This window comes from Pantoea stewartii (assembly GCF_011044475.1).
In the GTDB taxonomy this organism is placed as follows: domain Bacteria; phylum Pseudomonadota; class Gammaproteobacteria; order Enterobacterales; family Enterobacteriaceae; genus Pantoea; species Pantoea stewartii.
This window is the reverse complement of sequence record NZ_CP049115.1, coordinates 694,392-719,794: the sequence shown is the minus strand read 5'-3', so window position 1 is coordinate 719,794 and position 25,403 is coordinate 694,392. Positions and strand designations below refer to the sequence as shown.

At 54.7% G+C, this 25,403-nt stretch carries 22 protein-coding genes; 11 read left to right on the top strand and 11 right to left on the bottom strand.

The window, feature by feature from the left end; translation table 11 throughout:
* The first annotated feature begins 63 nt into the window (after nt 1-63).
* Nucleotides 64-258 (top strand): hypothetical protein, encoded by a 195-nt coding sequence (locus tag G5574_RS03300; RefSeq protein ID WP_164482026.1) that lies wholly within the window; start codon nt 64-66, stop codon nt 256-258.
* Nucleotides 259-300: 42 nt separating this feature from the next.
* On the opposite strand, the gene G5574_RS03295 is transcribed toward G5574_RS03300, so the two are convergent.
* From G5574_RS03295 to betI, 6 genes are all read right to left on the bottom strand, one after another.
* Nucleotides 301-1,434 carry an acyltransferase family protein gene (locus G5574_RS03295; RefSeq protein WP_058701800.1) on the bottom strand — a complete coding sequence of 378 codons (1,134 nt, stop codon included), beginning with the start codon at nt 1,432-1,434 and terminating at the stop codon, nt 301-303.
* A 309-nt stretch (nt 1,435-1,743) separates the two neighbouring features.
* Complete coding sequence (gene mdtI / locus G5574_RS03290; RefSeq protein ID WP_033741950.1) at nt 1,744-2,073, bottom strand: multidrug/spermidine efflux SMR transporter subunit MdtI; 330 nt, start codon at nt 2,071-2,073, stop codon at nt 1,744-1,746.
* Nucleotides 2,060-2,404, bottom strand: coding sequence for a multidrug/spermidine efflux SMR transporter subunit MdtJ (gene mdtJ, locus G5574_RS03285; RefSeq protein WP_006120299.1), 345 nt, complete (start codon nt 2,402-2,404; stop codon nt 2,060-2,062). The genes mdtI and mdtJ overlap by 14 nt, the downstream gene beginning before the upstream one ends.
* A 405-nt stretch (nt 2,405-2,809) precedes the next feature.
* Nucleotides 2,810-4,492: a choline dehydrogenase gene (gene betA, locus G5574_RS03280; protein WP_054633655.1), complete on the bottom strand. Its 1,683-nt coding sequence runs from the start codon at nt 4,490-4,492 to the stop codon at nt 2,810-2,812.
* 23 nt (nt 4,493-4,515) lie between these two features.
* Nucleotides 4,516-5,988 carry a betaine-aldehyde dehydrogenase gene (betB, locus tag G5574_RS03275; RefSeq protein ID WP_164482025.1) on the bottom strand — a complete coding sequence of 491 codons (1,473 nt, stop codon included), beginning with the start codon at nt 5,986-5,988 and terminating at the stop codon, nt 4,516-4,518.
* Between the two features lie 17 nt (nt 5,989-6,005).
* On the bottom strand, nt 6,006-6,599 hold the full coding sequence (gene betI / locus G5574_RS03270; protein ID WP_006120302.1) for a transcriptional regulator BetI: 594 nt from the start codon (nt 6,597-6,599) through the stop codon (nt 6,006-6,008).
* Nucleotides 6,600-6,857: 258 nt separating this feature from the next.
* Between betI and G5574_RS03265 the strand changes: the two genes are divergently transcribed.
* The 3 genes from G5574_RS03265 (at nt 6,858) to G5574_RS03255 (ending at nt 10,821) form a co-directional block, all read left to right on the top strand.
* Nucleotides 6,858-8,888 (top strand): choline transporter, encoded by a 2,031-nt coding sequence (locus G5574_RS03265; RefSeq protein WP_164482024.1) that lies wholly within the window; start codon nt 6,858-6,860, stop codon nt 8,886-8,888.
* Between the two features lie 255 nt (nt 8,889-9,143).
* Nucleotides 9,144-10,523, top strand: coding sequence for an MFS transporter (locus G5574_RS03260; RefSeq protein ID WP_164482023.1), 1,380 nt, complete (start codon nt 9,144-9,146; stop codon nt 10,521-10,523).
* 79 nt (nt 10,524-10,602) lie between these two features.
* Nucleotides 10,603-10,821: a DUF1272 domain-containing protein gene (locus G5574_RS03255; RefSeq protein WP_054633659.1), complete on the top strand. Its 219-nt coding sequence runs from the start codon at nt 10,603-10,605 to the stop codon at nt 10,819-10,821.
* A gap of 144 nt (nt 10,822-10,965) precedes the next feature.
* Here G5574_RS03255 and rsmF read toward each other — a convergent pair whose 3' ends face one another.
* The 3 genes from rsmF to yebS all read right to left on the bottom strand — a co-directional run bounded on the left by rsmF (nt 10,966) and on the right by yebS (nt 16,327).
* Nucleotides 10,966-12,393 (bottom strand): 16S rRNA (cytosine(1407)-C(5))-methyltransferase RsmF, encoded by a 1,428-nt coding sequence (rsmF, locus tag G5574_RS03250; RefSeq protein ID WP_164482022.1) that lies wholly within the window; start codon nt 12,391-12,393, stop codon nt 10,966-10,968.
* An 81-nt stretch (nt 12,394-12,474) separates the two neighbouring features.
* Nucleotides 12,475-15,114 carry a PqiB family protein gene (locus G5574_RS03245; protein WP_164482021.1) on the bottom strand — a complete coding sequence of 880 codons (2,640 nt, stop codon included), beginning with the start codon at nt 15,112-15,114 and terminating at the stop codon, nt 12,475-12,477.
* A complete protein-coding gene (gene yebS / locus G5574_RS03240) occupies nt 15,083-16,327 on the bottom strand; it encodes a membrane integrity lipid transport subunit YebS (protein ID WP_033741942.1) in 1,245 nt (414 codons plus the stop codon). The genes G5574_RS03245 and yebS overlap by 32 nt, the downstream gene beginning before the upstream one ends.
* A gap of 209 nt (nt 16,328-16,536) precedes the next feature.
* Between yebS and G5574_RS03235 the strand changes: the two genes are divergently transcribed.
* The 4 genes from G5574_RS03235 (at nt 16,537) to htpX (ending at nt 21,030) form a co-directional block, all read left to right on the top strand.
* Nucleotides 16,537-17,037, top strand: a complete 501-nt coding sequence (locus G5574_RS03235; RefSeq protein ID WP_164482020.1) for a GAF domain-containing protein — start codon at nt 16,537-16,539, stop codon at nt 17,035-17,037.
* A 96-nt stretch (nt 17,038-17,133) separates the two neighbouring features.
* On the top strand, nt 17,134-17,838 hold the full coding sequence (gene proQ / locus G5574_RS03230; protein ID WP_033741938.1) for an RNA chaperone ProQ: 705 nt from the start codon (nt 17,134-17,136) through the stop codon (nt 17,836-17,838).
* Nucleotides 17,839-17,857: 19 nt separating this feature from the next.
* The gene (gene prc / locus G5574_RS03225) at nt 17,858-19,903 is read left to right on the top strand and encodes a carboxy terminal-processing peptidase (protein ID WP_033741935.1); all 2,046 of its coding nucleotides are present in this window, start codon (nt 17,858-17,860) and stop codon (nt 19,901-19,903) included.
* 245 nt (nt 19,904-20,148) lie between these two features.
* Nucleotides 20,149-21,030: a protease HtpX gene (gene htpX, locus G5574_RS03220; protein ID WP_033741934.1), complete on the top strand. Its 882-nt coding sequence runs from the start codon at nt 20,149-20,151 to the stop codon at nt 21,028-21,030.
* Nucleotides 21,031-21,067: 37 nt separating this feature from the next.
* On the opposite strand, the gene G5574_RS03215 is transcribed toward htpX, so the two are convergent.
* A complete protein-coding gene (locus tag G5574_RS03215) occupies nt 21,068-22,441 on the bottom strand; it encodes an MFS transporter (RefSeq protein ID WP_033741933.1) in 1,374 nt (457 codons plus the stop codon).
* Between the two features lie 184 nt (nt 22,442-22,625).
* Between G5574_RS03215 and kdgR the strand changes: the two genes are divergently transcribed.
* Nucleotides 22,626-23,420 (top strand): DNA-binding transcriptional regulator KdgR, encoded by a 795-nt coding sequence (gene kdgR / locus G5574_RS03210; RefSeq protein WP_006119473.1) that lies wholly within the window; start codon nt 22,626-22,628, stop codon nt 23,418-23,420.
* A 31-nt stretch (nt 23,421-23,451) separates the two neighbouring features.
* Here the strand turns inward: kdgR and G5574_RS03205 are convergent, their stop codons facing one another.
* A complete protein-coding gene (locus G5574_RS03205; RefSeq protein ID WP_033741931.1) occupies nt 23,452-23,691 on the bottom strand; it encodes a YobH family protein in 240 nt (79 codons plus the stop codon).
* Between the two features lie 218 nt (nt 23,692-23,909).
* On the opposite strand from G5574_RS03205, the gene G5574_RS03200 reads away from it, so the two are divergent.
* Nucleotides 23,910-24,182 (top strand): YebO family protein, encoded by a 273-nt coding sequence (locus G5574_RS03200; RefSeq protein WP_006119471.1) that lies wholly within the window; start codon nt 23,910-23,912, stop codon nt 24,180-24,182.
* A gap of 17 nt (nt 24,183-24,199) precedes the next feature.
* Complete coding sequence (locus G5574_RS03195) at nt 24,200-25,204, top strand: MBL fold metallo-hydrolase (protein WP_110267433.1); 1,005 nt, start codon at nt 24,200-24,202, stop codon at nt 25,202-25,204.
* The last annotated feature ends 199 nt before the right edge of the window (nt 25,205-25,403 follow it).

Sequence of the window (25,403 nt, the reverse complement as noted above, 5' to 3'; positions counted from 1 at the left end):
CAGACACTCCCTTACCCTGATTTCTTCACCATAGCGACTCCATTCACAGCATGGGATAGCACAATGCGGAAATCATTAGCAGTGGCCTGGATGTTTTTGATTGTCTCGTTTGGTTCTGCCGCACAAAGCCTGGTACACAGCAGGCACGATCCGACGCATCTCGTAGGACTGAAAACGTACAGTAGCCTTGCCGATATGCCGGAATCACCGGATGAGCATGTGAGGGAAAAGCAGCATGATGTAGGCAATGCATTATGATGTGAGGATAAAAATGGCTCGCCCCGGCGAGCCATATTGGTATTACAGGGCAGGTTTGGGAGCCAGCACTTTTTTGCCCAGTCTGATGCCCGGTTTCTCAACATACTGGTACAGCAAAGAGGCCAGGCCATACGTCAGCGGCAGAGATACGGCACAGACAATCAGGAAACGCGTGACATCACTCTGGTAAGCAATATCCGTTTGTTTCAGCAACAGCGCGATAGCCGGAATCACAATCAACAGATGCAGCAAATACACGGAAAAAGAGACATCGCCCAGCCATGTACTCAGGCGGTTGTTTAACACCTTACGTGGAAGCTGAATGAGCCGCGCCATCAGACTGTTTTCCTGATACTGCCACAGCACCGCCGCCATGCCGATAATCATCAAGGCTTCCATCACCACCTGAAGTTTGATCGCGCCTAACCCGATAAACACACTGACCACCGGGCCAGCAAGGGCAAAGACCACATAGAGCAGGGACCTGCGCCGTACGGCCTCCGCCAGCAACATGCCCGAAATAAACATATTGAGTTTAATCAGAATCATGGACGGCATTTCAAAGGCTTCGTAATAGTCAGGCAGCAGATAACGGCCGGCACAGCTCAGCGCCATGATGCACAGCAATGCCGGGGCATAACCGAAGCGCATAACCGCCAGCATGATAAAGGGAAACAGCAGATAAAACTGCATTTCCAGCCCGATACTCCAGTCGGGCAGCGTGGTGTTAAAGCCATAGGCGGGCAGGACGCCAAACAGAAAAGAGAAATGCGTCACGACATTCATGAGTGACTGATCGGCATAGCGTGAGGCATCGGTCGCTGTGCCCGAATAAACATGTGCGATCGTGTCGCGCATCTCGCCAAACCAGGGGCCAGAGATGAGCGCGACCGCCAGCAGCAGATAGTAAAGCGGGGCGATGCGAAAAAAACGCCGTAGCCAGAATTTCTTGATGGTTTCCGGACTTTGCCACGGCTCTTTTTCCTGACGTTCGACATAGTTTTTTGCCATCAGGTAGCCCGAAAGCAGGATAAACAGATCCACGCCAATCCCCGGAGAAGAGAGTAAAGTGATATGGCAATGGATAAGCAAGCTTATGTGTCCCAGCAGTACCCAAAGAGAAGCAATCCCCCGTAACCCTTCCAGTTCCGTGGACCATCCTCGCGTTGCAGACATGGTAAAACCTCGTTAATCAATTATTTATACTGGATCCGAAGGCATCACTAAGCCCTAACAGTCGGATCAAGTCCACCTGCAATGATAAAAGTAAGAGGATTCTGACATTATGATGAATAATCGATCTGCGTGATAATACACACACCTTTGAGTGGCTCAGAAGTGACTGTCGATGACAAAGGTCAACCCCTTTCTCTGACGGGCCTGCCACTGCGGATAAGAGGGACGTATTTTCATAAACAGCAGGGCAGGACGGCATTGCAGACGTACGGGTAAAGGGCGGAAAGGGGACGTCTGCGTCCCCTGTTCTCAGGCCAGTTTCAGCATAACCATGCCCAGCAACAGCAGAGCCAGGCCCGCCCAGCCTTTGCGGTTCAGGCGCTGACCAAAGAGAATGCCGCCTGCAGCAACGGTGGCGACGAGACCAAACCCGCCCCAGAGCGCGTAAGCCACGGAAAGATCGATACCTTTCACGGCCTGCGACAGCGCACTGAATGCCAGCAGCACACAGCCCAACGACGCGATGCCGGGCAGGGGCTTTTTAAAACCGTTGCTGTACTTGAGCATGATATTGGCGGCAATTTCCAGCAGGACAGCCAGTGCCAGCCAGGCAAAATGAATCAGATCAGGCAGGGTCATGATCGGCCTCCTTCTTGCTGCCGGTTTTCATCAGCAGAATGCCGACAATCAAGGTGACCAGACCGCAGATTTTCAGCGGCGATACGGTTTCATCAAACAGATGCACGCTAAACAGCGTGATCAGCATAATGCCGATACCTTCCCAGAGGGCATAAGCGACCCCCAGTGCGATACGTTTGATGGCAAAACTCAGGAAGATATACGAACAGGCAATCATGCCCAGCATAATCAGATAGCCGCTCTGGCTTTGATTCAGGCTGGACCATTTCATGGTCAGGGTACCCATGATTTCCGCAACAATAGCGAGTGCTAATAATCCCCATGCGCGCATGGTTTTTTCTCCACAACTAGCATCGTAATTAACCCACCGTGATGCCACGGCAGAAAGGAATAAACGAGCGGAAAGAGGACTAAAGCGCGCTGCGCCAGTGCTGATCGAGGGCGTTAACGCTGAGTAATGCGAGGAACGAAAGGGCGGTAAAACGGGGAATGAACATCCTGCTCATAATTTCACAATGCATCCACGTTATTGCTTCTCTTCAGTGGACGGGTAAAGCCTCCGGTAATAAACACCCACACTTTATACCACCACCGGCGTTAAAAGCACAGCGCGATATTGTAAGTTGAATTGACATAAATCAGAGCAATCATGCTTATTATTCTGATTAATGTAGGTGATAAGTGCAGAAAAAAGAAATAAGCCGGACAGTTGTCCGGCTTAAGGTCAGGGAGGCGATCAGGCTGACCGCTCAGGTGCCTTACGCACTGGTGCATCGCCTGCAACATAGTAGTCTGCGGTACTGCGCGGCAGCGGTTGACGACCACGGATGCAGTCGGCGATTTTTTCACCGATCATGATGGTGGTCGCATTCAGGTTGCCCGTAATAATTAATGGCATTATGGATGCATCGACCACGCGCAAACCTTCCAGTCCATGTACGCGGCCTTCGCCATCAACCACCGCCATCTCGTCGTTACCCATCTTACAGGTTCCGCAAGGATGGTAAGCCGTTTCGCCATGGTTACGCACGAATTCATCCAGCTCCTCGTCCGTCTGGCATTCAATGCCCGGGCTGATCTCACGGCCACGGTATTTATCCAGCGCGGGCTGATTGATGATTTCACGTGTGATACGAATCGCATCACGGAACTCATGCCAGTCTTGTTCATGCGACATATAGTTGAACAGAATTGCGGGATGGCGACGCGGATCGCGGGACTTCAGGCGCACATGTCCGCGGCTGGGTGAACGCATTGAGCCTACGTGACACTGAAAACCGTGCGCATCGACCGCATTCGAGCCGTTGTAGTTAATCGCTACCGGCAGGAAGTGGTACTGAATATTCGGCCAGGTAAACTCTTCACGGCTGCGAATAAAGCCACCCGCTTCGAACTGGTTACTGGCACCCACGCCCGTGCCGTTAAACAGCCACTCTGCGCCGATCTTCGGCTGATTCCACCACTTCAGTGCGGGATACAGAGAGACGGGCTCCTTGCATTCATACTGCAGGTACATTTCAAGGTGATCCTGCAGGTTCTCACCTACGCCCGGCAGGTCATGGACGACCGGGATGTCAAACTGCTGTAACAGTTCGGACGATCCCACACCCGAGCGCTGTAAGATTTGTGGCGAAGCAATGGCACCCGCACACAGCAGCACTTCGCGTCGCGCATGAACGGTGTGCAGCGTATTACTGTCACCGATCATATATTCCACGCCAATTGCACGCTTGCCTTCAAACAAAATACGGTCAGTGGTGGCATGGGTCACGATTTTCAGGTTCGGTCGGCGTTTCGCCTGGTCAAGATAACCGCGCGCGGTGCTGGAACGTCGGCCTTCTGGCGTGACGAAGCGGTCCATCGGCCCAAAGCCTTCCTGCTGATAACCATTCAGGTCATCTGTGCGCGGATAGCCGGCCTGAACGCCTGCCTGAATCATTGCTTCAAACAGCACGTTGTTGCCTTTCTTCGGCGTGGTCACGCTGACCGGACCATCGCCGCCGTGGTAGTCATTGGCACCGGTATCGCGCGTTTCTGACTTGCGATAGTAGGGCAGACAGTCCAGATAGCTCCAGTTTTCCAGGCCGGGCATGCTTGCCCAGTTGTCCAGATCCATCGCGTTACCCCGGATATAACACATGCCGTTGATCAGCGAAGAACCGCCCAGGCCTTTACCCCGACCACACTCCATGCGGCGGTTGTTCATATACGGCTCAGGCTCAGTTTCATACGCCCAGTTATACCGTTTTCCCTGTAAAGGGTACGCCAGGGCCGCTGGCATCTGCGTCCGAAAATCGAAACGATAATCAGGCCCACCCGCTTCCAGCAGCAGTACATTCACGCTACTGTCTTCAGTCAGTCGGGTGGCCAACACATTCCCTGCGGATCCGGCTCCAATGATAATGTAATCAAATTCCATTCGTCGCTCCTCAGGTAAGGGGATTAAAAGACAGACTGAAAGCGCGTCAGCTCAACCTGAACCGACTTCACCTGGGTGTAATTCTGCAGCGTCATCAAGCCGTTTTCACGACCGACGCCAGAATGCTTGTAACCGCCGACAGGCATTTCAGCGGCAGATTCACCCCAGGTGTTAATCCAGCAGATGCCCGCTTCAATCTGATGAATGACGCGGTGCGCACGATTCAGATCCCGGGTCACCAGACCCGCGGCCAGACCATATTCGGTATCGTTAGCGCGACGTATCACTTCCTCTTCCGAGGTGTAACTCAGGATCGACATCACCGGCCCGAAAATTTCCTCACGGACAATTTTCATGTCGTCGCGGCAGTCGCTGAATACGGTTGGTGCCACCCACGCGCCCTGATCAAACCCGTCACCGGTTAAGCGTTTACCGCCACACAGCAGACGGGCACCTTCTGCAATACCGGACTCAATAAAGCGCATCACGTTGTCACGGTGGCTAAAGCTGACCAGCGGACCAAAGTTCGTCTCGGGATCGCGCAGATCGCCCGCTTTGATACGGGCAACACGTTCTACGATTTTGGCTTCGAACGCAGACTGCAATGCGGCCGGGACAAAAACGCGGGTACCGTTGGTACATACCTGGCCGGAACTGTAGAAGTTAGCCATCATGGCGATGTCGGCGGCTAAATCGAGATCGGCGTCATCAAAGATGATCAGCGGGGATTTGCCGCCCAGCTCCATGGTGACGTCCTTCAGGGTCGATCCTGCCGCATTTGCCATGACTTTTTTGCCGCTGACGACACCGCCGGTAAATGATACTTTATCGATACCCGGATGCTCGGTAAGCAGTTGACCGGTAACCGCGCCGGTACCGGGCAGCACGTTGAAAACGCCGTCCGGCACACCGGCTTCGGTGTAAATCTCAGCCAGTTTCAGGGCCGTCAGCGGTGTGACCTCGCTGGGTTTGAAAATCATGGCATTGCCTGCGGCGAGGGCCGGGGCAGATTTCCACAGGGCAATCTGAATCGGGTAATTCCACGCGCCAATACCGGCGACCACGCCTAAGGGTTCACGGCGGGTATACACAAACGCGGTATCACGCAGAGGAATTTGCTGGCCTTCCAGCGCAGGGATCAGCCCAGCGTAATACTCCAGCACATCGGCACCGGTAACGATGTCGACGCTGGCGGTTTCACTGAACGGCTTACCGGTATCAAGCATTTCCAGTTCAGCCAGCTCATCATTGCGCTCGCGCAGAATATCTACGGCCCGACGCAGAATGCGTGAGCGTTCCATGGCGGTCATGGCTGCCCAGACTTTTTGCCCTTTTCTGGCCGCCGCCACAGCGCGATCGACATCCTCGCGCCCGGCTATCTGGACATCAGCCAGTACTTCGCCGTTGACCGGATTAATCGTCTGGAAGGTTTCTCCAGACGTCGCGGCAACATAAGTACCATTGATGTAGAGGTGTTGTTCGGTGAATCGGGACATAATTTCTCCTGGTTCCGTTACGCGTGTTCGCCGGCTAACTGCTGGCGAATAAATTGAGTGGTCAGTGTCCGTGCTGTCGTCGGGTCAAAGGGCTTGCCGCTTAATGCTGCGCGTAGCCACAGGCCATCAATCATGGCGGCCAGCCCGTGAGCGGCAAGCCTGGCCCTGTCCCTGGGCAACTGGCGGCGAAACTCCACGGCCAGCGATGAAAAAAGACGGCGATGACTGACCCGTTCCAGACGTTGAAGCTGAGGCTGGTGCATACTGCTTGACCAAAAGTCCAGCCAGGCTTTCATCACTGCGCGTTCGACCTGACTTTCGTCGAAGTTTCCCTCAACGATTGCGCGCAGTCGTTCTTCGGCGGGGGCGTTGGCTAACGGCTGCAGGCGACGGGCAACTGCCTCACGTAGTTGCCGGGTGACGTCGCGCATCGTGGCTTCCAGCAATCCGTTCTTGTCCTTGAAATAGTGGCTGATGATGCCAGTTGACACGCCCGCGCGTCGGGCAATCTGAGCAATGGTGGCATCATTAATACCTACGTCATTTATCGTTGCCAGCGTCGCATCGATCAGCTGTCGACGTCGTATTGGCTGCATCCCTACCTTTGGCATTGCGTTCGCTCCCACCCAAAATCAGTCCCCTATTTAATCTTTTTTTGATTGGATGTTCAATATAAATAGAAACCTTGTTAGGATGCTGTGTCTTAAAAGTTGAGTAAGTGAAGCGGTAAGTGTGGCAGATTCGTTAGTTTTGACCAGAATGTAACGGCAGGAAACGAAGCGTAAAAAACACTTACCCCTCGGGACACCGGATGTTTTTACCGGTTTGAACTCTTGCAAAATTGATAAGCCAACAACCAGAGGTAAACGATGATGAGTCCACCAGCGAGTGAAAAAGACAGAATCAACCCCGTGGTGTTCTACACCTCCGCAGGATTGATTCTGACCTTTTCACTCATCACTATTTTATTCAGCAGCGAAGCCGCCAACTGGATACTGAGGGCGGTAAACTGGGTGTCCGAAGCGTTTGGCTGGTATTACATGTTGGCCGCCACGCTTTATATCGTGTTCGTGGTATATATCGCCTGTTCCCGTTTTGGCTCCATTAAACTCGGGCCTGAGCAGTCGAAACCGGAATTCAGCATACTGAGCTGGTCGGCAATGCTGTTTGCCGCCGGTATCGGGATAGACCTGATGTTTTTCTCGGTGGCGGAACCGGTTTCGCAGTATATGCAGCCGCCGGAAGGGACAGGGCAAACGCTTGAAGCGGCCCGTCAGGCGATGGTCTGGACCCTGTTCCACTATGGCTTAACCGGCTGGTCAATGTACGCCCTGATGGGGATTGCCCTTGGCTATTTCAGCTACCGCTACAATCTGCCCTTAACCATCCGTTCCGCCCTGTATCCCATTTTTGGTAAACGCATTAACGGTCCCATCGGCCACAGCGTAGACATTGCCGCGGTAATTGGGACGATCTTTGGTATCGCTACCACGCTGGGAATTGGTGTGGTGCAGTTAAACTATGGGCTGAGGGTCCTGTTCGATATTCCGGAAGGATTAACGGCGCAGACGGCATTGATTATTCTGTCGGTGATCATTGCCACCATTTCCGTGACGTCGGGCGTTGACAAAGGCATTCGTATTTTATCGGAACTGAATGTGGCGCTGGCTCTCGGCCTGATTCTGTTCGTCCTGTTCGCTGGCAATACCGGCTTCCTGCTTAACGCACTGGTGCTCAACGTAGGGGATTACATCAATCGCTTTATGGGCATGACGCTGAATACGTTTGCCTTTGACCGGCCAACAGAGTGGATGAACAGCTGGACCCTGTTTTTCTGGGCCTGGTGGGTGGCCTGGTCGCCGTTCGTGGGCCTGTTTCTGGCACGTATCTCCCGTGGCCGTACCATTCGTGAGTTTGTGCTCGGTACGCTGGTGATTCCTTTTACCTTTACGCTGCTGTGGCTGTCGGTCTTCGGTAACGCGGCCCTGTATGAAATCCTTCATGGCGATGCGGGTTTTGCACAGGAAGTGATGGGCCATGCGGAACGCGGTTTCTACAGTCTTTTGGCGCAGTACCCGGCCTTCAAGCTGAGTGCTTCCGTCGCGACCATTACCGGTATGTTGTTCTATGTGACCTCGGCGGATTCCGGTTCGCTGGTGCTGGGTAATTTCACCTCCAAACTGAAAGACATCAACAGTGATGCGCCGAACTGGCTGCGTATATTCTGGTCGGTCGCCATCGGCGTCCTGACGCTGAGTATGCTGATGACCAACGGCATTACGGCGCTGCAAAATACCACGGTCATCATGGGGCTGCCGTTCAGTTTCGTCATCTTCTTCGTGATGGCAGGGCTGTATAAATCGCTCAAGGTGGAAGATTATCGCCGCGTGAGTGCGACGCGGGATACGGCGCCTTATCTGGCACATGCTACTGACCGCCTGACCTGGAAAAAACGGCTGTCGCGTCTGATGAACTATCCTGGCTCGCGCTACACCCTGAAAATGATGGATGACACGATCTTTCCCGCCATGGAGGACGTGGCAAAAGAGCTGGAGCTGCGTGGCGCGCGCGTCACGCTGGACCGCGTGGCCGCCGACGGGGAGCATCCTCTGGGTTATCTGGACCTGCGCGTACAGCTGGGCGAGGAGCAGGATTTCCTCTATCAGGTCTGGCCACAGCAGTATTCCATTCCGGGCTTTACCTACCGTGCGCGCAGCGGGAAATCTACCTATTACCGGCTGGAGACGTTCCTGCTGGAGGGCAGTCAGGGTAATGACCTGATGGATTACAGCAAAGAGCAGGTGATCATCGATATACTCGATCAGTATGAGCGCCACTTGAACTTTATTCATCTGCATCGAGAGGCACCGGGCAGCAACATTACGTTCCCCAGCGCCTGAACCCACAGCCCGTTAGCCGCCAGGTTAACGGGTTTTTTATGGCTGACGGAAAACCCAGCCGCGTAAACATGGTCCACAGCCAGTCAGGTTTTGCCGGAGGCCTACGATACATCCGGGGACAGGGAAATGTGTCATCACTGCCGTCCACGTGACAACGGGAGTTTACTGTCGGAATTGTCCCGACCTAAAGCGGGGCAAATTCAACTATCTTTAAACTTTACAGGACACCAATGACTGTTGTGGACAGGGAGTCGTATGCGAAAAATTCTCAGAACATTTCTGCCGCTTTACACCACCACGTTGTTGATGCTGTTGGGCTCAGGGTTACTCACTACCTACGTGTCACTGCGTCTGGCCCATGATAAGGTTAATGGTGCGCTGATTGGGGCCATCATTGCGGCAAACTATATTGGCCTGGTGATCGGTGGCAAGGTGGGTCACAACCTGATTGCGCGCGTCGGTCATATTCGTGCCTATGTAGCCTGTGCCGGCATTATCACGGCGTCAGTGATCGGACACGGGCTGACAGATTTTATCCCCCTCTGGGTTTTCCTGCGCCTGATCATCGGGCTGTGCATGATGTGCCAGTACATGGTGCTGGAAAGCTGGCTTAACGACCAGGCGGAATCGTCACAGCGTGGGCTAATCTTTGGCTTCTATATGGTGGCGACCTACCTTGGCTTAAGTAGCGGTCAGGCGGTGCTGACCTTACAAAGTGACTTTGGTCTTCAGACGTTGTTAATCGTGGCGCTCTGTTTTGCCCTCTGTCTGGTGCCGATTGCGCTGACGACGCGCACGCATGTTCGCGCGATGTCACCTGCGCCGATGGAGCTGGGCTACTTTCTTCGCACCATTCCTAAATTGCTCAGCACCACCTTATTAACCGGTATGGTCGTCGGCGCCTTTTATGGCCTGGCGCCGGTGTATGCCAGCAGCAAGGGATTCAGCGATGCGCAGACCGGTATTTTTATGAGCCTGACGATCTTTGCCGGGCTGGTATCGCAGTTTCCTTTAAGCTGGCTGTCCGACCGTTACGATCGTCAGCGGCTGCTGTTTTATATTGCGGCGCTGCTGGCGCTGGCCTGTTTGCCGCTGGTGTTGCTGCCCAGGCTGTCATTTCACTGGGTGCTCGGCATCGCCTTTCTTGCCAGCATGGTGCAGTTTGCCCTCTATCCTTTGCAGGTGGCGCTGGCAAACGATCAGGTGGCGGCGGAGCAGCGCGTTTCACTGACGGCCTGTCTGCTGATGGCGTTTGGTATCGGAGCCAGTATCGGCCCGTTGCTGGTGGGCTCGCTGATGCAGCCTTTCGGCAGTAACATGCTTTATCTGTTCTTCACGGTGTGCACCCTGTTGATTGCTGTGCTGAGCTATGTGAAGAAAGCGCCGCTTCCGTTACCGACTACCGAGGTACCCTTGCCCCACGTGGTGTTACCGGACAGCCTGGCTACCTCGCCTTTAGGCGCGGCGCTTAACCCGGTGCTGGAAGACGAGGCGATTCAGGCGGCGATGGTCACCAGTGATGAGGAGGGCGCAGAGGACGAGGGTGAGAATGAGGACGAAGGCGACGTGACCCAGGCGCGCGACGATGAAAGCCGCAGCAGGGCCACGTCAGGTTCCACATCTTCTGACGGATAAGCGTTACGGGCGATGAAAATCCTCGACAAGCAGCATGGGTTTTGCCACGCTGAAAGCCGTTACCGCAAGGGGGAATGTCATGTTAGAACTGCGCCCAAACTGTGAACGTTGTGATATCGATCTGCCTGCGGCATCGCGTGATGCGCGCATCTGTTCGTTCGAATGTACCTTCTGCGCGACCTGCGCTGAGCAGCATCTGCAGGGGCATTGTCCCAACTGCGGGGGAGAATTAGTGCGACGTCCCATCCGGCCCGCCGCCAAATTGCTGACCCATCCGGCGAAAGCGCGCACCGCCTGAGTTATCAGCATGCATCGCGCCAGAATGCGCCGGCGCGATGCATGCCGCCTGTGCAGGTCCGTCCGCGCTGAACGACGGTTCTGGCGCTGCTATCAGCAAAACAGCGCCGCATGCGTGACAGTGTCACTTGCAGGATGTGACGGCTTAACGGAACAGCCGACCGTCGCGCACCAGTTCGCGCGGATAGCTGTTTTTAATCCGGCTACCAACCCGTTTTGCCAGCCCCAGCGGCTGAGCCTGATAGGTCACAATCATCTCATCAACGGTGGGCGGGTTTTCAGGGTAGATATCGCGACCGCGAAACCACGCTTCCGCTTCCGCCTCATTCAGTTCCACTGTCTGCGCTGGACGCGGTGACGCCAGCGCGACAACGGCCTCATGTTGCCAGCGATAACCCTTCGCAAAGGTTTCAGCCAGTTTCAGGCCAATCCGCGAGAAACGGACCTGCCCTAACAGCGGAACGATGTCGGCGGGAAACAGCCAAATTTCTTTATCGCGTTGCCACAGTTGCAGGCGCTCATCCCACTGAAGCGCCACCTTCGCGGCCGCCTGAACAATATCGTTTTCCAGTTTGCGGTTTACGGGGGTAAACGGGAGCTTGCCGACTTTGTATGTCGGCGCAGGCAGCCGCTCAACAGAGGCGATTTTGCGTAACCGCGCGACAAAGAAGCCTTCACTGTCAAACAGCTGAGGAAAGACGTGCAGGTAACCTTCGGGCGTGGCTGCCTGTTCTGCGCCTGGAAACAGCGTCGTCAGCGGCGCAACCTCGACGGCTGCGGGATAGCGCGCCAGCAGCCAGGCCACAACCTGTTGGTTTTCGATCGGATTGAGTGTGCAGGTGGAATACACCAGCGTACCGCCGGGCTTCAGGGCATGAAACGCGCTGTCAATCAGATCGCGTTGGGTCTGGGCGATATCGCGGGTGCTGGCAAGCGACCAGTTTTTCAGCGCATCCGTATCTTTACGTATCACGCCTTCGCCAGAGCAGGGCGCATCCAGCAGGATCGCATCGAACTGTTCCGGCAGCGCAGGCCCAAAGACGCGGGCGTCAAAGTGAGTCAGCGCGGTATTGGTCACGCCACAGCGGGTAATGTTCGCGTGCAGCACTTTTACCCGGCTGGAAGAGAACTCATTAGCAAGGACAATTCCCTGGTTGTGCATTCGGGCAGCAATCTGTGTTGTTTTCGAGCCGGGGGCGGCCGCCATATCCATGACATGCTGTGCATCGGGACAGGCATCAAACAGCGCCGTCACCGGCAGCATCGAGCTGGCTTCCTGAATATAAAACAGGCCACTCAGATGCTCTGCCACGCTACCCAACGGTAAACTTTCATCCTCCCGGCTGATCCAGAAGCCGTCTTCACACCACGGCACCGGCGTAAGCTGCCAGCCGTAGTGAGCCGTTTGGGCCAGAAACGCGCTGACGCTGATTTTTAACGTATTGACTCGCAGGCTGCGGCGTAACGGTTGCTGGCTGATGTCGATAAACTGCTGCAGGCTGGCCTCATCGGGCAGGCTCTGGCGCATAAGGTCAAGGAAATCGGCAGGAAAACGTGAAGCGGCGTCGGACACGGATAAGTTCTCTTTGAGGCAAAGGCGGGAGTGTAACACGCGGAAAGAAAACGGGCAGCCTGGCTGCCCGTTTTGGGAGGATTAAGGTTGGTTCGGGTCAGGAATGGCCGTACCCCAGTTACGCCACTCTTTCGGCGGTTCGTCCTGCAGCAGGAAGTGCTTGTTCGCATTCGCCTGCGGGGCCAGCGGGACCGTCTGTGGCGTAGCAAACTGAATGCCGCCGCGGATAAATTGCTGGAAGGTACCGGTTTTCACCACACCGCCAATCAGCCCAAAGTCCAGGTTATAGCCGGAGGCGAGCCAGAACACCGAGTTATTACGTACCAGATGCTGATATTTCTTACTGATGCGCAGGGCGATTTGCACGCGATCCGCCATATTACCCAACGAGGTGCCGGTCACGGTACCGACTTCGACGCCCCGGAACAGGACCGGCGTTCCTAATGACAGAGAACCCGCTTCGGTGGCATCCACATAGATGTTCAGGCCGTTGAGGTAACGCGAGTCGGTGATGGTGCTTTCCTGCAGCTCAAAGGTCCGCGCGCCGCGTCCTTTACCCGGGTCAACGTTAACGTAAGGCTGCAGGATCGTTTCCAGATGATTCACCCCGGCGGCCGAAATCTCGGGCGACACCACGGAGAAACGACTGTCGACGCGCGCGAAGTTCTGCACGTATTCCGGGTAAAGTACGGCTTTGGCCACCACCTGATTATTGTCATCACTCAGCGACAGCGATTCGATCTGACCCACGTTAATGCCCAGATAGCGAATCGGCATGCCCGCAGACAGTTTGCTGGCATCATAGGTGTGCAGGGTAATCTGGCTGCCCACCGCGCGAGCGGCCGTTTCGGACGGATAAAGCACGCGTTTTACGCCTTTATCCACTTTCGCCCCGGTCAGGTTGTCAAAGCTGATCGCGCCTTTTAAAGCCCGGTTCAGCGGGGAGGCCTGCACCGTTAATCCGCTGCCGTTAAGCTGCACGCGTGCGCCGCCTTCCGCCCAGAAGACACTTTCGTTGGTGAGGAGCTTACGGTATTCCGGTTTGATATGAACGGCAATATCAAACGCATCCGCGCGCGGTGTGACTTTCGTGATTTCGCCTACCTGGAACTTGCGGTACAGCACGACAGATCCCGCCTGAACATCCGGCAGACTTTTCGCGGTCAGCATCAGCGTGGTCGACGGACCGTCACCCACAATACCTTCCTCCGCACGTTCCGCATCCGCAAACAGCGGATAGGCGGCTTTTGGCGCGCCGCGCTTGCCGGGATCCAGACGAATACCACCATCGACCCATTCACGTGCGCTGGCTCCCAGCACCTGCATGCCGTCCAGACCGAATTTCACATCAAGACGACTGTTCACGATGAATTTACTGTCGCTGTGCACCAGTTGCCGGTGGTCAGGATTAATTGCCACAACAAAATTCACCCCATTTTCATCCAGATCGCGCGAGATGACCTGGCCGATTTTCATACCGTATAACATCAGCGGTTGCCCCGCATCGATGCCATAGCTCTCCGGCGCGCTGAGTTTTACGGTGAGCACATTGGGTTGCTGTAGCAGCGTTTTGTCAGGCGCAACCACGGTAAAATGCTGTGCGGGTGGACCGTCGCCGGGCACCAGTTCAAAGGTATTGCCGGTCAGCAGACTGCTCAGGCTGGTGTCAGTCAGGCTGAGTTTCGGACTGTGCATTTCAATGCGTGTGCCTTCGCGCATCAGGCCGACCACAGACGGATCAACCGTCATCTCGCCGGTGACTTTGCCGCCGTCCTGCAGATTCAGTTTGGTGAGCGTCCCGACTTCCAGACCCTGGTACATTAGCGGCGTTCGGTTAGCCGACAGGTTATCGCCGTTGGGCAGGTCGAGGCTAATCAGCACACCGCGCTGGCTGTGAGCCAGGTCAGGATAAAGGGTGTAATTCTGATCGCTCTTTGCGGCTTCCGCGCCTTCGGGCGAGTCAAAGGCAATCGCGCCATTGACCAGCGCCGCCAGGCTTTCCAGCTGCACTTTGGCACCGCTCAGGCTGACATCGGCGTTCAGGCCGGACACGTTCCAGAAACGGCTGTTGGTTTTCACCAGGTTGACGAAGCGACGTTCGATAAGCACGTCAATTGACACGCCGTTGTTTTGACCGTTGATACTGTAGTCGTACACGCGGCCTACCGGAATTTTGCGGTAATAAACCAGTGAGCCGGTATTCAGCGAGCCCAGATCCGGTGCATGAAGGTGGATCATCAGCTCGCCGGTATTGACACGGTATTTCGGTTGCGTATCCAGGGCGGTGAAGGTGTCGCTCTCTTTACCATCGCCCGGCATCATGCCGATGTAGTTACCGCCGACCAGCGCATCAAGGCCGGAAACCCCGGCCAGCGAGGCTTTCGGCGTCACCAGCCAGAATTGCGTATTCTCACGCAGCGCATCACGCATATCACTTTTGATACTGGCTTTGATCTGGATCTTGCGATAGTCGTCGCTCAGGTTGATGCCCTGCACGGTACCGACTTCCACGCCCTGATAGCGCACAGGCGTGCGCCCGGGCACAATCCCATCTGCCGTCTGGAAATTAATGGTGATTGTAGTGCCGCGCTCCTGAAAATTCGTCCATAGCAGCCAGCCCGCAATCAGCATGGCGATAACGGGCAGCAGCCAAAAAGGGGAAATTTTACGCTTATTACGCAGCGTAGCATTAGTCGGTGTAGTCGGCGTTTCCTGTTGCATGTGCATCCCAGAGCAGGCGGCTATCCAGCCACTCAACGGCCATAATGGTCAGGATCACAGCCGCGCCAAAGTAAAACGCGGCAGGTCCCATGGTAAAAGCCAGTAACTGGTCACGATTGACCAGTGACATGGTTAACGAAATGACAAACAGATCCAGCATAGACCAGCGACCGACCCAGGTTACAAAACGCAGGAGACGGATGCGGGTTTTCAGGCCTTGCTCGCAGCGAAAATGAATGCTGAGAAGCAGCGCCAGCATGACCAGAACCTTGGTAAAGGGCACTAAGATACTGGCGATAAAGACGATGGCGGCGACCGGAATATTACCGGATGCCAGGGAAAGAATGCCGGAGAAGATCGTATCTTCCCGCCGCGAGCCATTGAGGTACACCACCGAAATGGGCAGCAGATTGGCCGGGATCAGCAGCACAATGGAAGCGATGAGCGCAGCCCAGGATTTTTGCAGGCTGTGACGGCGACGGAAGTCGAGCGGTGTATGGCAGCGGGGGCAACGGCCTCGTGCGTCGGGAACATCGGTATAATGGCAGTTGAGACAAACCTGCAGATCCTCCCGTCGCGTCACCTGAGGCTGTTGCGGATAAAAGTGTTCCCATAGCTGCTCAATATTGAGATGAATCAGCGTCATCACGCTCAGGACGGTCAGGGCAATGTAAGCCACCAGACCGTAGCCCATTTCGAGATCGGCGTATTCCTGAACTTTAATCGACGCCACCGCGATGCCAATCAGGAAAATGTCCAGCATGACCCACTCTTTCAGCTTCTCCAGCATCAGCAGAACCGGGCGCAGATTCATGCCCAAACGCTGGCCCAGCGCCAGGTAGCCAATGCCGGCCACAAGCGTGACGGGCGCACCGATAGTGCAGAACGCCACCATGGAGGCCGTTAACACGTTGCCCTGTAGCGTCATCTGCACAATGCCTTCCAGCAGGCTGGCGTTAATGCGCATACCCAGCAGCCGGATATCAATCAACGGCATGCTGAAGGCGAACGGCATCAGGACCAGCATGGTGGCCGCCATCGCCAGCAGACGCGTCATCGACCAGTCATAGCCGCTGACAATTTGTGCATTACAACGGGGGCAATGTGCCGACTGATGCGATTTCACATCTGGTAAGGAAAAAAGGGTATCGCATTGCGGACAACGCTGATAACGTGCGTGGGGCAATGTCTCGCTAATCGCGTGAATTTTCATAAAGAGTGCAGGGTTCGCTTATTGTTATTTACGCAAAGGGTTGTTAAGACATTGCTGTGTACCTGTTTCGGGTATCACGCTTCGATCCACAGAATATTAAGGTTATAGTAACTAACGCTATGATTCACCTTATGGCTATGGATTTTTAGTGCTTATTTTTAACTGGCGGAGTGGTTAGCCGCCCGGATGTCACTGGTAACGGTTGAATAATGAACAAAACTGCCTTTTACGCCGATTTAGATCGCGATATGCGCGCCTTGCTGGCGGGAGAAACGGCGTTCCTCGCCGCGATGGGTAACTTTAGCGCGCTGTTGTATGAACGTCTCGAAGGCGTGAACTGGGCAGGCTTCTACCTGCTGACGGAAGAAGACACACTGGTGCTTGGCCCGTTCCAGGGTAAAATTGCCTGTGTGCGCATCCCCGTGGGTAAAGGTGTCTGTGGTACAGCGCTGGCGCAAAATCAGGTCCAGCGTGTAGATGATGTGCATGCGTTTCCGGGGCACATCGCCTGCGATGCGGCCAGTAATGCTGAAATTGTGATTCCTCTGAAAGTAAACGGTCACGTTGTGGGCGTGCTGGATATCGACAGTGTGGAATACAATCGCTTTGATAGTGATGATGAAAAAGGGCTGGTAGCCTTGACTGACGGGCTTTGCGACGTGCTCGCGAACACGGACTTAGAAAAATATTTGCAGCTGACGCGTAGCTAATCGACTGGATTGCATGGCATTTAGCGATGTTGTCATTATAATGTCGCCTGTTCATGCCTGCTCTGGTCGGCAAACCCGTAGTAATCAGGAAATTTCATGGAAAATCAACCTAAGTTGAATAGCAGTAAAGAAGTCATTAGCTTTCTGGCGGAGCGCTTTCCGCACTGCTTTAGCGCTGAAGGTGAAGCGCGTCCGCTCAAAATCGGTATCTTTCAGGATCTGGTCGAGCGCGTTCAGGGCGAAATGAACCTGAGCAAAACACAGTTACGTTCAGCATTACGTCTTTATACCTCCAGCTGGCGCTATCTGTACGGTATTAAAGCGGGTGCGACCCGCGTGGATCTCGACGGCAATCCGTGCGGTGTTCTCGATGAGCAGCACGTTGAGCATGCCCGCAAGCAGCTGGAAGACGCGAAAGCGCGTGTTCAGGCGCAACGCGATCAGCAGCGGGCCGCGCGTCGTGAAGCCGGTGAGGGCGAAGAAGGGGCCAGCGCGCCACGTCGTCCACGCAAACCTGCTCCGCGTAAATCCGCAGAGGGTGACGCCGCGCGTAAGCCGCGTCCGCAGTCTGCTGAGCGTCCTACTGCATCGCAGCATCGCAAACCGGCACCCCGTCCGGAGCAGCAGCAGGCTAAACCCATCACTGATACCTCAACTTTGCAACCCGGCCAGAGTATTAAAGTTAAAGCAGGCAAAAGTGCAATGGACGCAACCGTTCTGGAAGTTTCTAAAGACGGCGTCCGGGTACAGCTCGCTTCCGGCATGGCAATGATTGTGCGCGCAGAACACCTGCAGTTCTGAAACGGAGGCTGACCCCGGCATGAACACCTTGTTAAAAGTTGGATTGATCGCGGGCCTGCTGTTGTCAGGCCCTTCCTTTGCCGCCGAGAACATCACTCGTGCCGATCAAATTCCTCAGTTGCATGAAGATCCCCAGGATCCTACCGTCAGCGAGCGCGTCACCTCACGGTTCACGCGTTCTCACTATCGTCAGTTCGATCTGGACGGGGCGTTTTCCGCCAAAATTTTTGACCGCTACCTCAACATGCTCGACTACAGCCACAACGTGCTGCTGGCGTCGGATGTAGCACAGTTTGCCAGCAAGAAAACGCAGCTGGGTGACGAACTGCGTAGCGGTAAGCTGGATATTTTTTACGATCTTTATAATCTGGCCCAGAAACGCCGCTTCGAACGCTATCAGTACGCGCTCACGGTCCTGGCTCGCCCGATGAACTTTACCGGTAATGACACCATCGATATTGACCGTTCCAAAGCGCCCTGGCCGAAAGACCAGAACGAATTAAATGCGCTGTGGGATGCCAAGGTGAAATACGATGAGTTGAGCCTGAAGCTGGCCGGAAAAGACGAAAAAGAAATTCGTGACGTGCTGACCAAACGCTATAACTTCGCCATCCGTCGCCTGGCACAGAGCAACAGCGAAGATGTGTTCCAGCTGGCAATGAATGCATTTGCCCACGAAATCGATCCGCACACCAACTATCTGTCGCCGCGCAATACCGAGCAGTTCAATACTGAAATGAGCCTGTCGCTCGAAGGGATTGGCGCCGTACTGCAGATGGATGACGATTATACCGTGATCAATTCTATGGTCGCAGGTGGCCCGGCGGCGAAAAGTAAAGCCATCACCGTTGGCGATCGTATTGTCGGCGTCGGTGAGCCAGGCAAGCCAATGGAAGATGTGATTGGCTGGCGTCTGGATGATGTCGTCGCCAAAATTAAAGGACCGAAAGGCAGTAAGGTTCGCCTTGAAATCCTGCCTGCCGGTAAAGGTACTAAAACCCGCATTGTGACACTGACGCGTGAGAAAATCCGTCTGGAAGATCGCGCCGTTAAGATGAGTATTCACAATGTGGGCAAACAGAAAGTCGGCGTACTGGATATTCCGGGCTTCTACGTGGGCCTGACCGATGATGTCAAAGTGCAGTTGCAGAAACTGCAAAAGCAGAATGTCGACAGCATCGTGATTGATCTGCGGACCAACGGCGGTGGCGCACTGACCGAGGCGGTCTCACTGTCTGGCCTGTTTATCCCAAGTGGCCCCGTGGTGCAGGTGCGCGACAATAACGGTCGCATCCGTCAGGACAGCGATAACGACGGCATTGTGTACTATAAAGGGCCGCTGGTGGTGCTGGTTGACCGCTTCAGTGCGTCTGCCTCTGAAATCTTTGCGGCGGCAATGCAGGACTATGGGCGTGCGCTGATTGTTGGCGAGCCGACCTTTGGTAAAGGCACCGTTCAGCAGTATCGCTCGCTGAACCGCATTTACGATCAGATGCTGCGTCCGGAATGGCCTGCGCTGGGATCGGTTCAGTACACGATTCAGAAGTTCTACCGTATTAACGGTGGCAGTACACAGCGTAAAGGCGTCACCCCCGATCTGCTGATGCCTACCGGCGTTGAAGCGGCAGAGACAGGCGAGAAGTTTGAAGATAACGCCTTACCGTGGGACAGCATCACGGCTGCCACCTACGCGAAAACCGGGGATGTGAAAGCGCTGGTGCCGCAGTTGACGAAAGAACATGATGAACGTATCGCGAAAGATCGTGAGTTCCAGTACATCATGAAGGACATTGCCCGCTTTAATGCCATGAAGGACAAGCGCAATATCGTGTCGCTCAATCTTGCTCAACGCGAGAAAGAGAACCACGAAGACGATGCGCTGCGTCTGGAACGCATTAATGCGCGCTATCAGGCCGAAGGCAAAAAGCCGCTGAAGAGCCTGGATGACCTGCCTAAGGATTACAAAGAACCCGATCCTTATCTGGATGAAACCGTCAAGATTGCCAACGATCTGGCGCAGCTGGAAAAGACGCTTCCCGACGCGTCCGCAGCGAAAAGCAACTGATACGTTCTGGTTTAATAAAAAGCACCGCACTGCGGTGCTTTTTTTATGATAAGTCTGGCAAGGATGCGTTACGTTAATGTGTTGTACTGCGCGCATTCAGTAGGGTTGCGGTAAAGGTTATGTCATATTGTAAAGTTATGTCTTTTTAGGCACTTAAACGTTAAGGTCGCTTGAAAACCCGCACAATGCTCATAGGATATGTATCCGCGCATGAGCGCATGAACTACTGAGGATGATTAACCGTTATGATGCGTATTGCTCTTTTCCTGCTGACCAACCTGGCAGTGATGTTGGTATTCGGGCTGATTCTCAGCCTGACAGGAATTCAGTCAAGCAGTGTTCAGGGCCTGATGATTATGGCAGGTCTGTTTGGCTTCGGCGGTGCGTTTGTCTCACTGCTGATGTCGAAGTGGATGGCGTTGCGTTCGGTCGGCGGTGAAGTGATTGAACAACCACGCAACGAAACCGAGCGCTGGTTGTTAGAGACCATTAGCCAGCAGGCCCGGCAGGTCGGTATTGCGATGCCGCAGGTCGCGATTTACCACGCGCCTGACATCAACGCCTTTGCCACCGGTGCCCGCCGTAATGCGTCACTGGTGGCTGTATCGACCGGGCTGCTGCAAAACATGAGCCGCGACGAGGCTGAAGCGGTGCTGGCGCACGAAGTCGCGCATATTGCCAACGGCGATATGATCACCATGACCCTGATTCAGGGCGTCGTGAACACCTTCGTGATTTTCGTTTCGCGTATTCTGGCGCAGATTGCGGCAGGCTTCATGTCTGGTAACCGCGATGGGGAAGAAAGCAGCAACGGTAATCCGCTGGTATACTTTGCCGTTTCTATGGTGCTGGAACTGGTGTTTGGTATCCTTGCCAGCATCATTACCATGTGGTTCTCTCGTCACCGTGAGTTCCATGCGGATGCCGGTTCAGCGAAACTGGTGGGCCGTGAGAAGATGATTGCGGCACTGCAGCGCCTGAAAACCAGCTACGAGCCGCAGGAGCCCAGCAGCATGATGGCGTTTTGTATCAACGGTAAAGGGAAGTCATTCAGCGAGCTGTTTATGTCGCATCCCCCGTTAGATAAACGTATTGAAGCGCTGCGTAGCGGCGAATACCTGAAGTAACCCGGCAAAAAGGCGACTGAGAAGTCGCCTTTTTTTATCACTGTACGCGCGGTGTTTTTATGCGCGACAGACTGAGCAGGGCCGCTGCGGTTGAGAATCCAGCCGCCAGTAACAGCGCCGCATGGGTGCCGTCATTGCCCAGCCAGTTGAACATCAGCGCTACCAGTGCGGCACCGCTGCTCTGACCCAGCAACCGTGCCGTGCCCAGCATACCGCTGGCACCACCGCTGCGTTGACGCGGAGCGGAGGTAATAATGGTGTGGTTATTCGGGGACTGAAACAGGCCAAAGCCCGCCCCGCACAGCATCATGCGCCAGATAATGTCCATGTCGTCTGGCTTCGCAGGTAAGTGAGCCAGCAGAAAAAGCCCGATGGCAAACAGGGCCAGCCCTAATCCCCCGAGTAAGCCCGCATGCACTCGTTCAATTAAACGTCCCGCGACCGGCGAGAGCAGCATGGTGGCCAGCGGCCACGGCGTAAGCAATAAACCGGTTTCGACCTCTGTACGCCCCAGCACGCTTTGCAGGTAGAAGGGCAGTGATACCATCGCCAGCATCTGTGCGCAGAAAGAGCAGACGGAGGTGCACATCGACAGGGCAAAAATAGGGATGCGCAGCAAATCAACTGGCAGCAACGGCACGGCCATCGTCAGCTGGCGTCGGATAAAAAAGTAGCCCACCACAATCAGCGTGATAAGTTCTCCTGCGATAAGCCAGATCGATTGTCCCTGGGCAAAGCCACCCAGCGCCGAAATAAGCAGGCCGAAAAAGAGCGCATTCATTACCGCACTGGTGACATCAAACTTCTGTGTTTTGGCCCGTTGCGGGTTATCCGGCAGATAACGTAACGCCAGCCAGAGCGTGACAACGCCCAGTGGCAGGTTGATCAGGAACAACCAGCGCCAGCTGGCAAATGAGAGGATGGCTGCCGCAACCGTGGGGCCGGCTGCCGTCGAGATCGCCACCAGCAGGGCGTTGATCGCGATGCCGCGGCCCAGATAACGTGGGGGATAAATGATACGAATCAGAGCGGTGTTAACGCTCATGATCGCCGCACCCCCCAGGCCCTGAAGCACCCGGCCCAGCGTAAGCAGGGGAAGGGAGGGCGAAAGGGCGCAAAACACCGACGTGATGGCAAACACCACCAGCCCTGCCTGGTACACGCGGCGGTAGCCGACGATATCGCCTAAAAAGGACAACGACAGTAGCGAGGCGACAATGGCAATCTGATAAGCATTAATCACCCAGACTGACTGGGCCGGACTGGCCTGTAGCTCACGTGAGATGGTTGGCAGCGCGACATTGGCAATCGATCCATCCAGTACCGCCATGATAAGGCCGATGGCGATCGTCAGAATAGCCCAGTAGCGTTGGGGTACTGCGAGTCCGCCGTCAGAAGAGGAAAGTGACATAGAGGCTAATATTAAAGAGTGTGAATATCATCATGCTAATCAATTGGCCGCCAAATTGCATCGTACCCACGGAAAAAATATATTTTAGAGATGTTTCAAACTCGGAAGATTGCCGGGATCGGCGCTGTCACTCTATACTGCAACTCTGTTCCAGTTTTTTTGAAACACGTATTCAGGGTGACAAATGGCCGCTGACGAAAAGGATAAACAGCCGGATGCCGTCTCTTCGGTGCAAAAAGTATTCGGGATTTTGCAGGCGTTAAGCGAAGAGCGCGATCACGGTATTACCGAGCTGGCACAACGGCTGATGATGTCCAAAAGTACGGTCTACCGATTCCTGCAAACCATGAAAGCATTAGGTTATGTCGCGCAGGAAGGGGAAAGTGAGAAATATTCGCTGACCTTGAAACTGTTTGAGGTGGGATCCAACGCGTTGCAGCATAGCGATCTTATCCGCAGCGCCGATGTACACATGCGCGAGTTATCGCGTCTGACCAAAGAGACAATCCATCTGGGCGCGCTGGATGATGACAGCGTGGTCTATGTGCATAAAATTGACTCGCTGTATAACCTGCGTATGGCCTCACGTATTGGTCACCGCAATCCACTGCACTCCACCGCACTGGGAAAAGTGTTGTTGGCCTGGCGCAGTCGGGAGGAGGTGAATGCCATTCTGGAGCGTATGACGTTCACTATTAACACCGCTAACACCTTACCGGACGCAGGCGCGTTACGCGAAGCACTGGGTCAGGTCAGGGCGCAGGGTTATGGTGAGGATAACGAAGAACAGGAAGTGGGCGTGCGCTGCATCGCCGTGCCCGTTTTTGATCGCTTTGGTGTTGCCGTCGCCGGACTGAGCCTTTCCTTTCCCACGCTGCGCTTTTCTGCCGCGAACAAGCAACAGTATGTGACGCTGTTACGTGAAGCGGGCCAACGTCTTTCGTCAGAGCTGGGCTATACCGGCAATGACGGGGGTTAAAAAAAAGCGGGCCAGTTGGCCCGCTCCTCCGTTATCCGTTGTCGACCACTTCGCTACTTTTCTTTAGCAGCGGGCAATCCGTCACGCCCACCACGCCGCTGTCTGTATGCAGATATTGCGCGGTCACCATCCCTCTGGCGGTCAGATAGTTACATTTCAGCCCCAGTCCCGCGGCATTCTTGTTGCTGCCCGCCAGCACGCCGTAACCCGTGAACAGCATAGCCAGCCAGAGGATGCCGATAACGATAATCGCCCGAATGAAGAGTTTCATTGTATCTCCTTATGATACCCACGCAGCGTTCCAGTGACTGCTGCTTAACATGATGTACAGGATTAGCATGCCTCGCTTTCAGGCAGGATGCGATCAGAGATAACTGAAAGCGCAGAAAGCGCTATATCGCTGACGTCACCATTATCTTTTGCGGCGGCGCGGAGTAGAATAGACGGTCGTTCTTTTTTTGTGATTTCATCAGGTATCTTGAGGCAGTTATGAATGAGTTAGCCGCGAATGCGGGACCGGTAATCAGTTACGGCGTTTTTCTGCTGGCGCTGATTGTGGCATTAATGCTGTGGTTTTACGTTAATCGCGCCAGCGTTCGGGCGAACGAACAGGTTGCGTTATTGACGTCATTGTTAGAAGAGCAAAAGAAACAGAATGCACTGCTGAGGCGGATGATTGAGGCGCAGAATGGTGCAGATGAGCCGTCCCCCGAAGCGCCGTCGGAAAACGACGGACTGATTCGTTTAATCCCGGAACGTTAACCCTGCATGGAGGCCGGATGGCCTGGAAAAATCCCTGGTATGACAGCAGTAAACCCCATCACACCGCTGAGGGGTTTCGTAACCCTGAGCCCGACAGCCGCCAGCAAGGTGACCTGCAGCGCTGGCGACGTGAACGCAAAGCCCAGGGATTACCCCATCCGCCTCGTCAGGGCTATGACCAGTTTATTACGCAGTGGTGGCAACCTGCCGATCTGAACGGGGAGGATGACCGTCTCTGGTGGCTGGGCCATGCGGCGCTGCTGATGCGCATAAACCAACACTATATTCTGATTGATCCCGCGCTGTCCCGGCGGGCTTCCCCTTTGCCGTTTATCGGGCCTGAACGTAAAACGCCGTCTCCGCTGGCCATTGACCAGTTACCGCGGCTGGATTACGTCCTGATATCCCATAATCATTACGATCATCTGGATAAGCCTACCATCAAACAGATTGTGCGCCGCTTTCCGGACACTATTTTTCTGGTGCCGCTGGGGCTGGCGGAGTGGTGTAAGCGTCATGGGGTCAAACAGGTGCATGAGCTTGACTGGTGGCAACATAAAGTGTTTGCGGGAATACAGTTTGATGCGGTCCCTGCGCGCCACTGGAGCATGCGCACCGTTACTAATCGCAACCGAACCCTGTGGTGCGGTTGGGTGATCAGGACCGCTTCGCTGCGGTTTTGGTTTTCCGGTGACAGCGGCTACAGCGACAGTCTTCTGGCGATTGCGCAGCATTATGGCCCCTTTAATCTGGCCGCTTTGCCGATAGGCGCTTATGCTCCGCGCTGGTTTATGGGGGCACAACACATGGATCCCCAGCAGGCGGTGGCGTTGTGGCGCGCGATAGGTCAGCCACTGACCCTTCCCATTCACTGGGGCGTTTTCGAACTGGCGGATGAGTCACTGGATGCGCCCCCGGCTGAACTCCAGCGAGCACTCGCGCAGAGCGGCGAGGGTCAGCAAAATTTTGCGCCCTGGAAAATTGGGGCGAGCCACAGTCTGAGCGATCTCAATCCGACCTAATCCGAAATACGGGGCCCTGTGTTTGTGAAACGGCAAGGCTCCGGCGTATTCGCTTTTTATTTCTTTTATGCGCGCGGGGTAATTCAAACGTCAGCTGTCAAGAAAATGATTAGTGCGGAGGGGAAGTCTCAACTTTTGATTTTACTAATAATAATTTTTATATTTGTACGAAATAATAAAAGCTGTACAAGATGAAGCC

Coding starts and splice junctions, on each gene's coding strand:
- G5574_RS03300 (WP_164482026.1), top strand. CDS start 64: ATGCGGAAATCATTAGCAGTGGCCTGGATGTTTTTGATTGTCTCGTTT.
- G5574_RS03295 (WP_058701800.1), bottom strand. CDS start 1,434: ATGTCTGCAACGCGAGGATGGTCCACGGAACTGGAAGGGTTACGGGGG.
- mdtI (WP_033741950.1), bottom strand. CDS start 2,073: ATGACCCTGCCTGATCTGATTCATTTTGCCTGGCTGGCACTGGCTGTC.
- mdtJ (WP_006120299.1), bottom strand. CDS start 2,404: ATGCGCGCATGGGGATTATTAGCACTCGCTATTGTTGCGGAAATCATG.
- betA (WP_054633655.1), bottom strand. CDS start 4,492: ATGGAATTTGATTACATTATCATTGGAGCCGGATCCGCAGGGAATGTG.
- betB (WP_164482025.1), bottom strand. CDS start 5,988: ATGTCCCGATTCACCGAACAACACCTCTACATCAATGGTACTTATGTT.
- betI (WP_006120302.1), bottom strand. CDS start 6,599: ATGCCAAAGGTAGGGATGCAGCCAATACGACGTCGACAGCTGATCGAT.
- G5574_RS03265 (WP_164482024.1), top strand. CDS start 6,858: ATGATGAGTCCACCAGCGAGTGAAAAAGACAGAATCAACCCCGTGGTG.
- G5574_RS03260 (WP_164482023.1), top strand. CDS start 9,144: ATGCGAAAAATTCTCAGAACATTTCTGCCGCTTTACACCACCACGTTG.
- G5574_RS03255 (WP_054633659.1), top strand. CDS start 10,603: ATGTTAGAACTGCGCCCAAACTGTGAACGTTGTGATATCGATCTGCCT.
- G5574_RS03245 (WP_164482021.1), bottom strand. CDS start 15,114: ATGCAACAGGAAACGCCGACTACACCGACTAATGCTACGCTGCGTAAT.
- yebS (WP_033741942.1), bottom strand. CDS start 16,327: ATGAAAATTCACGCGATTAGCGAGACATTGCCCCACGCACGTTATCAG.
- G5574_RS03235 (WP_164482020.1), top strand. CDS start 16,537: ATGAACAAAACTGCCTTTTACGCCGATTTAGATCGCGATATGCGCGCC.
- proQ (WP_033741938.1), top strand. CDS start 17,134: ATGGAAAATCAACCTAAGTTGAATAGCAGTAAAGAAGTCATTAGCTTT.
- prc (WP_033741935.1), top strand. CDS start 17,858: ATGAACACCTTGTTAAAAGTTGGATTGATCGCGGGCCTGCTGTTGTCA.
- htpX (WP_033741934.1), top strand. CDS start 20,149: ATGATGCGTATTGCTCTTTTCCTGCTGACCAACCTGGCAGTGATGTTG.
- G5574_RS03215 (WP_033741933.1), bottom strand. CDS start 22,441: ATGTCACTTTCCTCTTCTGACGGCGGACTCGCAGTACCCCAACGCTAC.
- kdgR (WP_006119473.1), top strand. CDS start 22,626: ATGGCCGCTGACGAAAAGGATAAACAGCCGGATGCCGTCTCTTCGGTG.
- G5574_RS03205 (WP_033741931.1), bottom strand. CDS start 23,691: ATGAAACTCTTCATTCGGGCGATTATCGTTATCGGCATCCTCTGGCTG.
- G5574_RS03200 (WP_006119471.1), top strand. CDS start 23,910: ATGAATGAGTTAGCCGCGAATGCGGGACCGGTAATCAGTTACGGCGTT.
- G5574_RS03195 (WP_110267433.1), top strand. CDS start 24,200: ATGGCCTGGAAAAATCCCTGGTATGACAGCAGTAAACCCCATCACACC.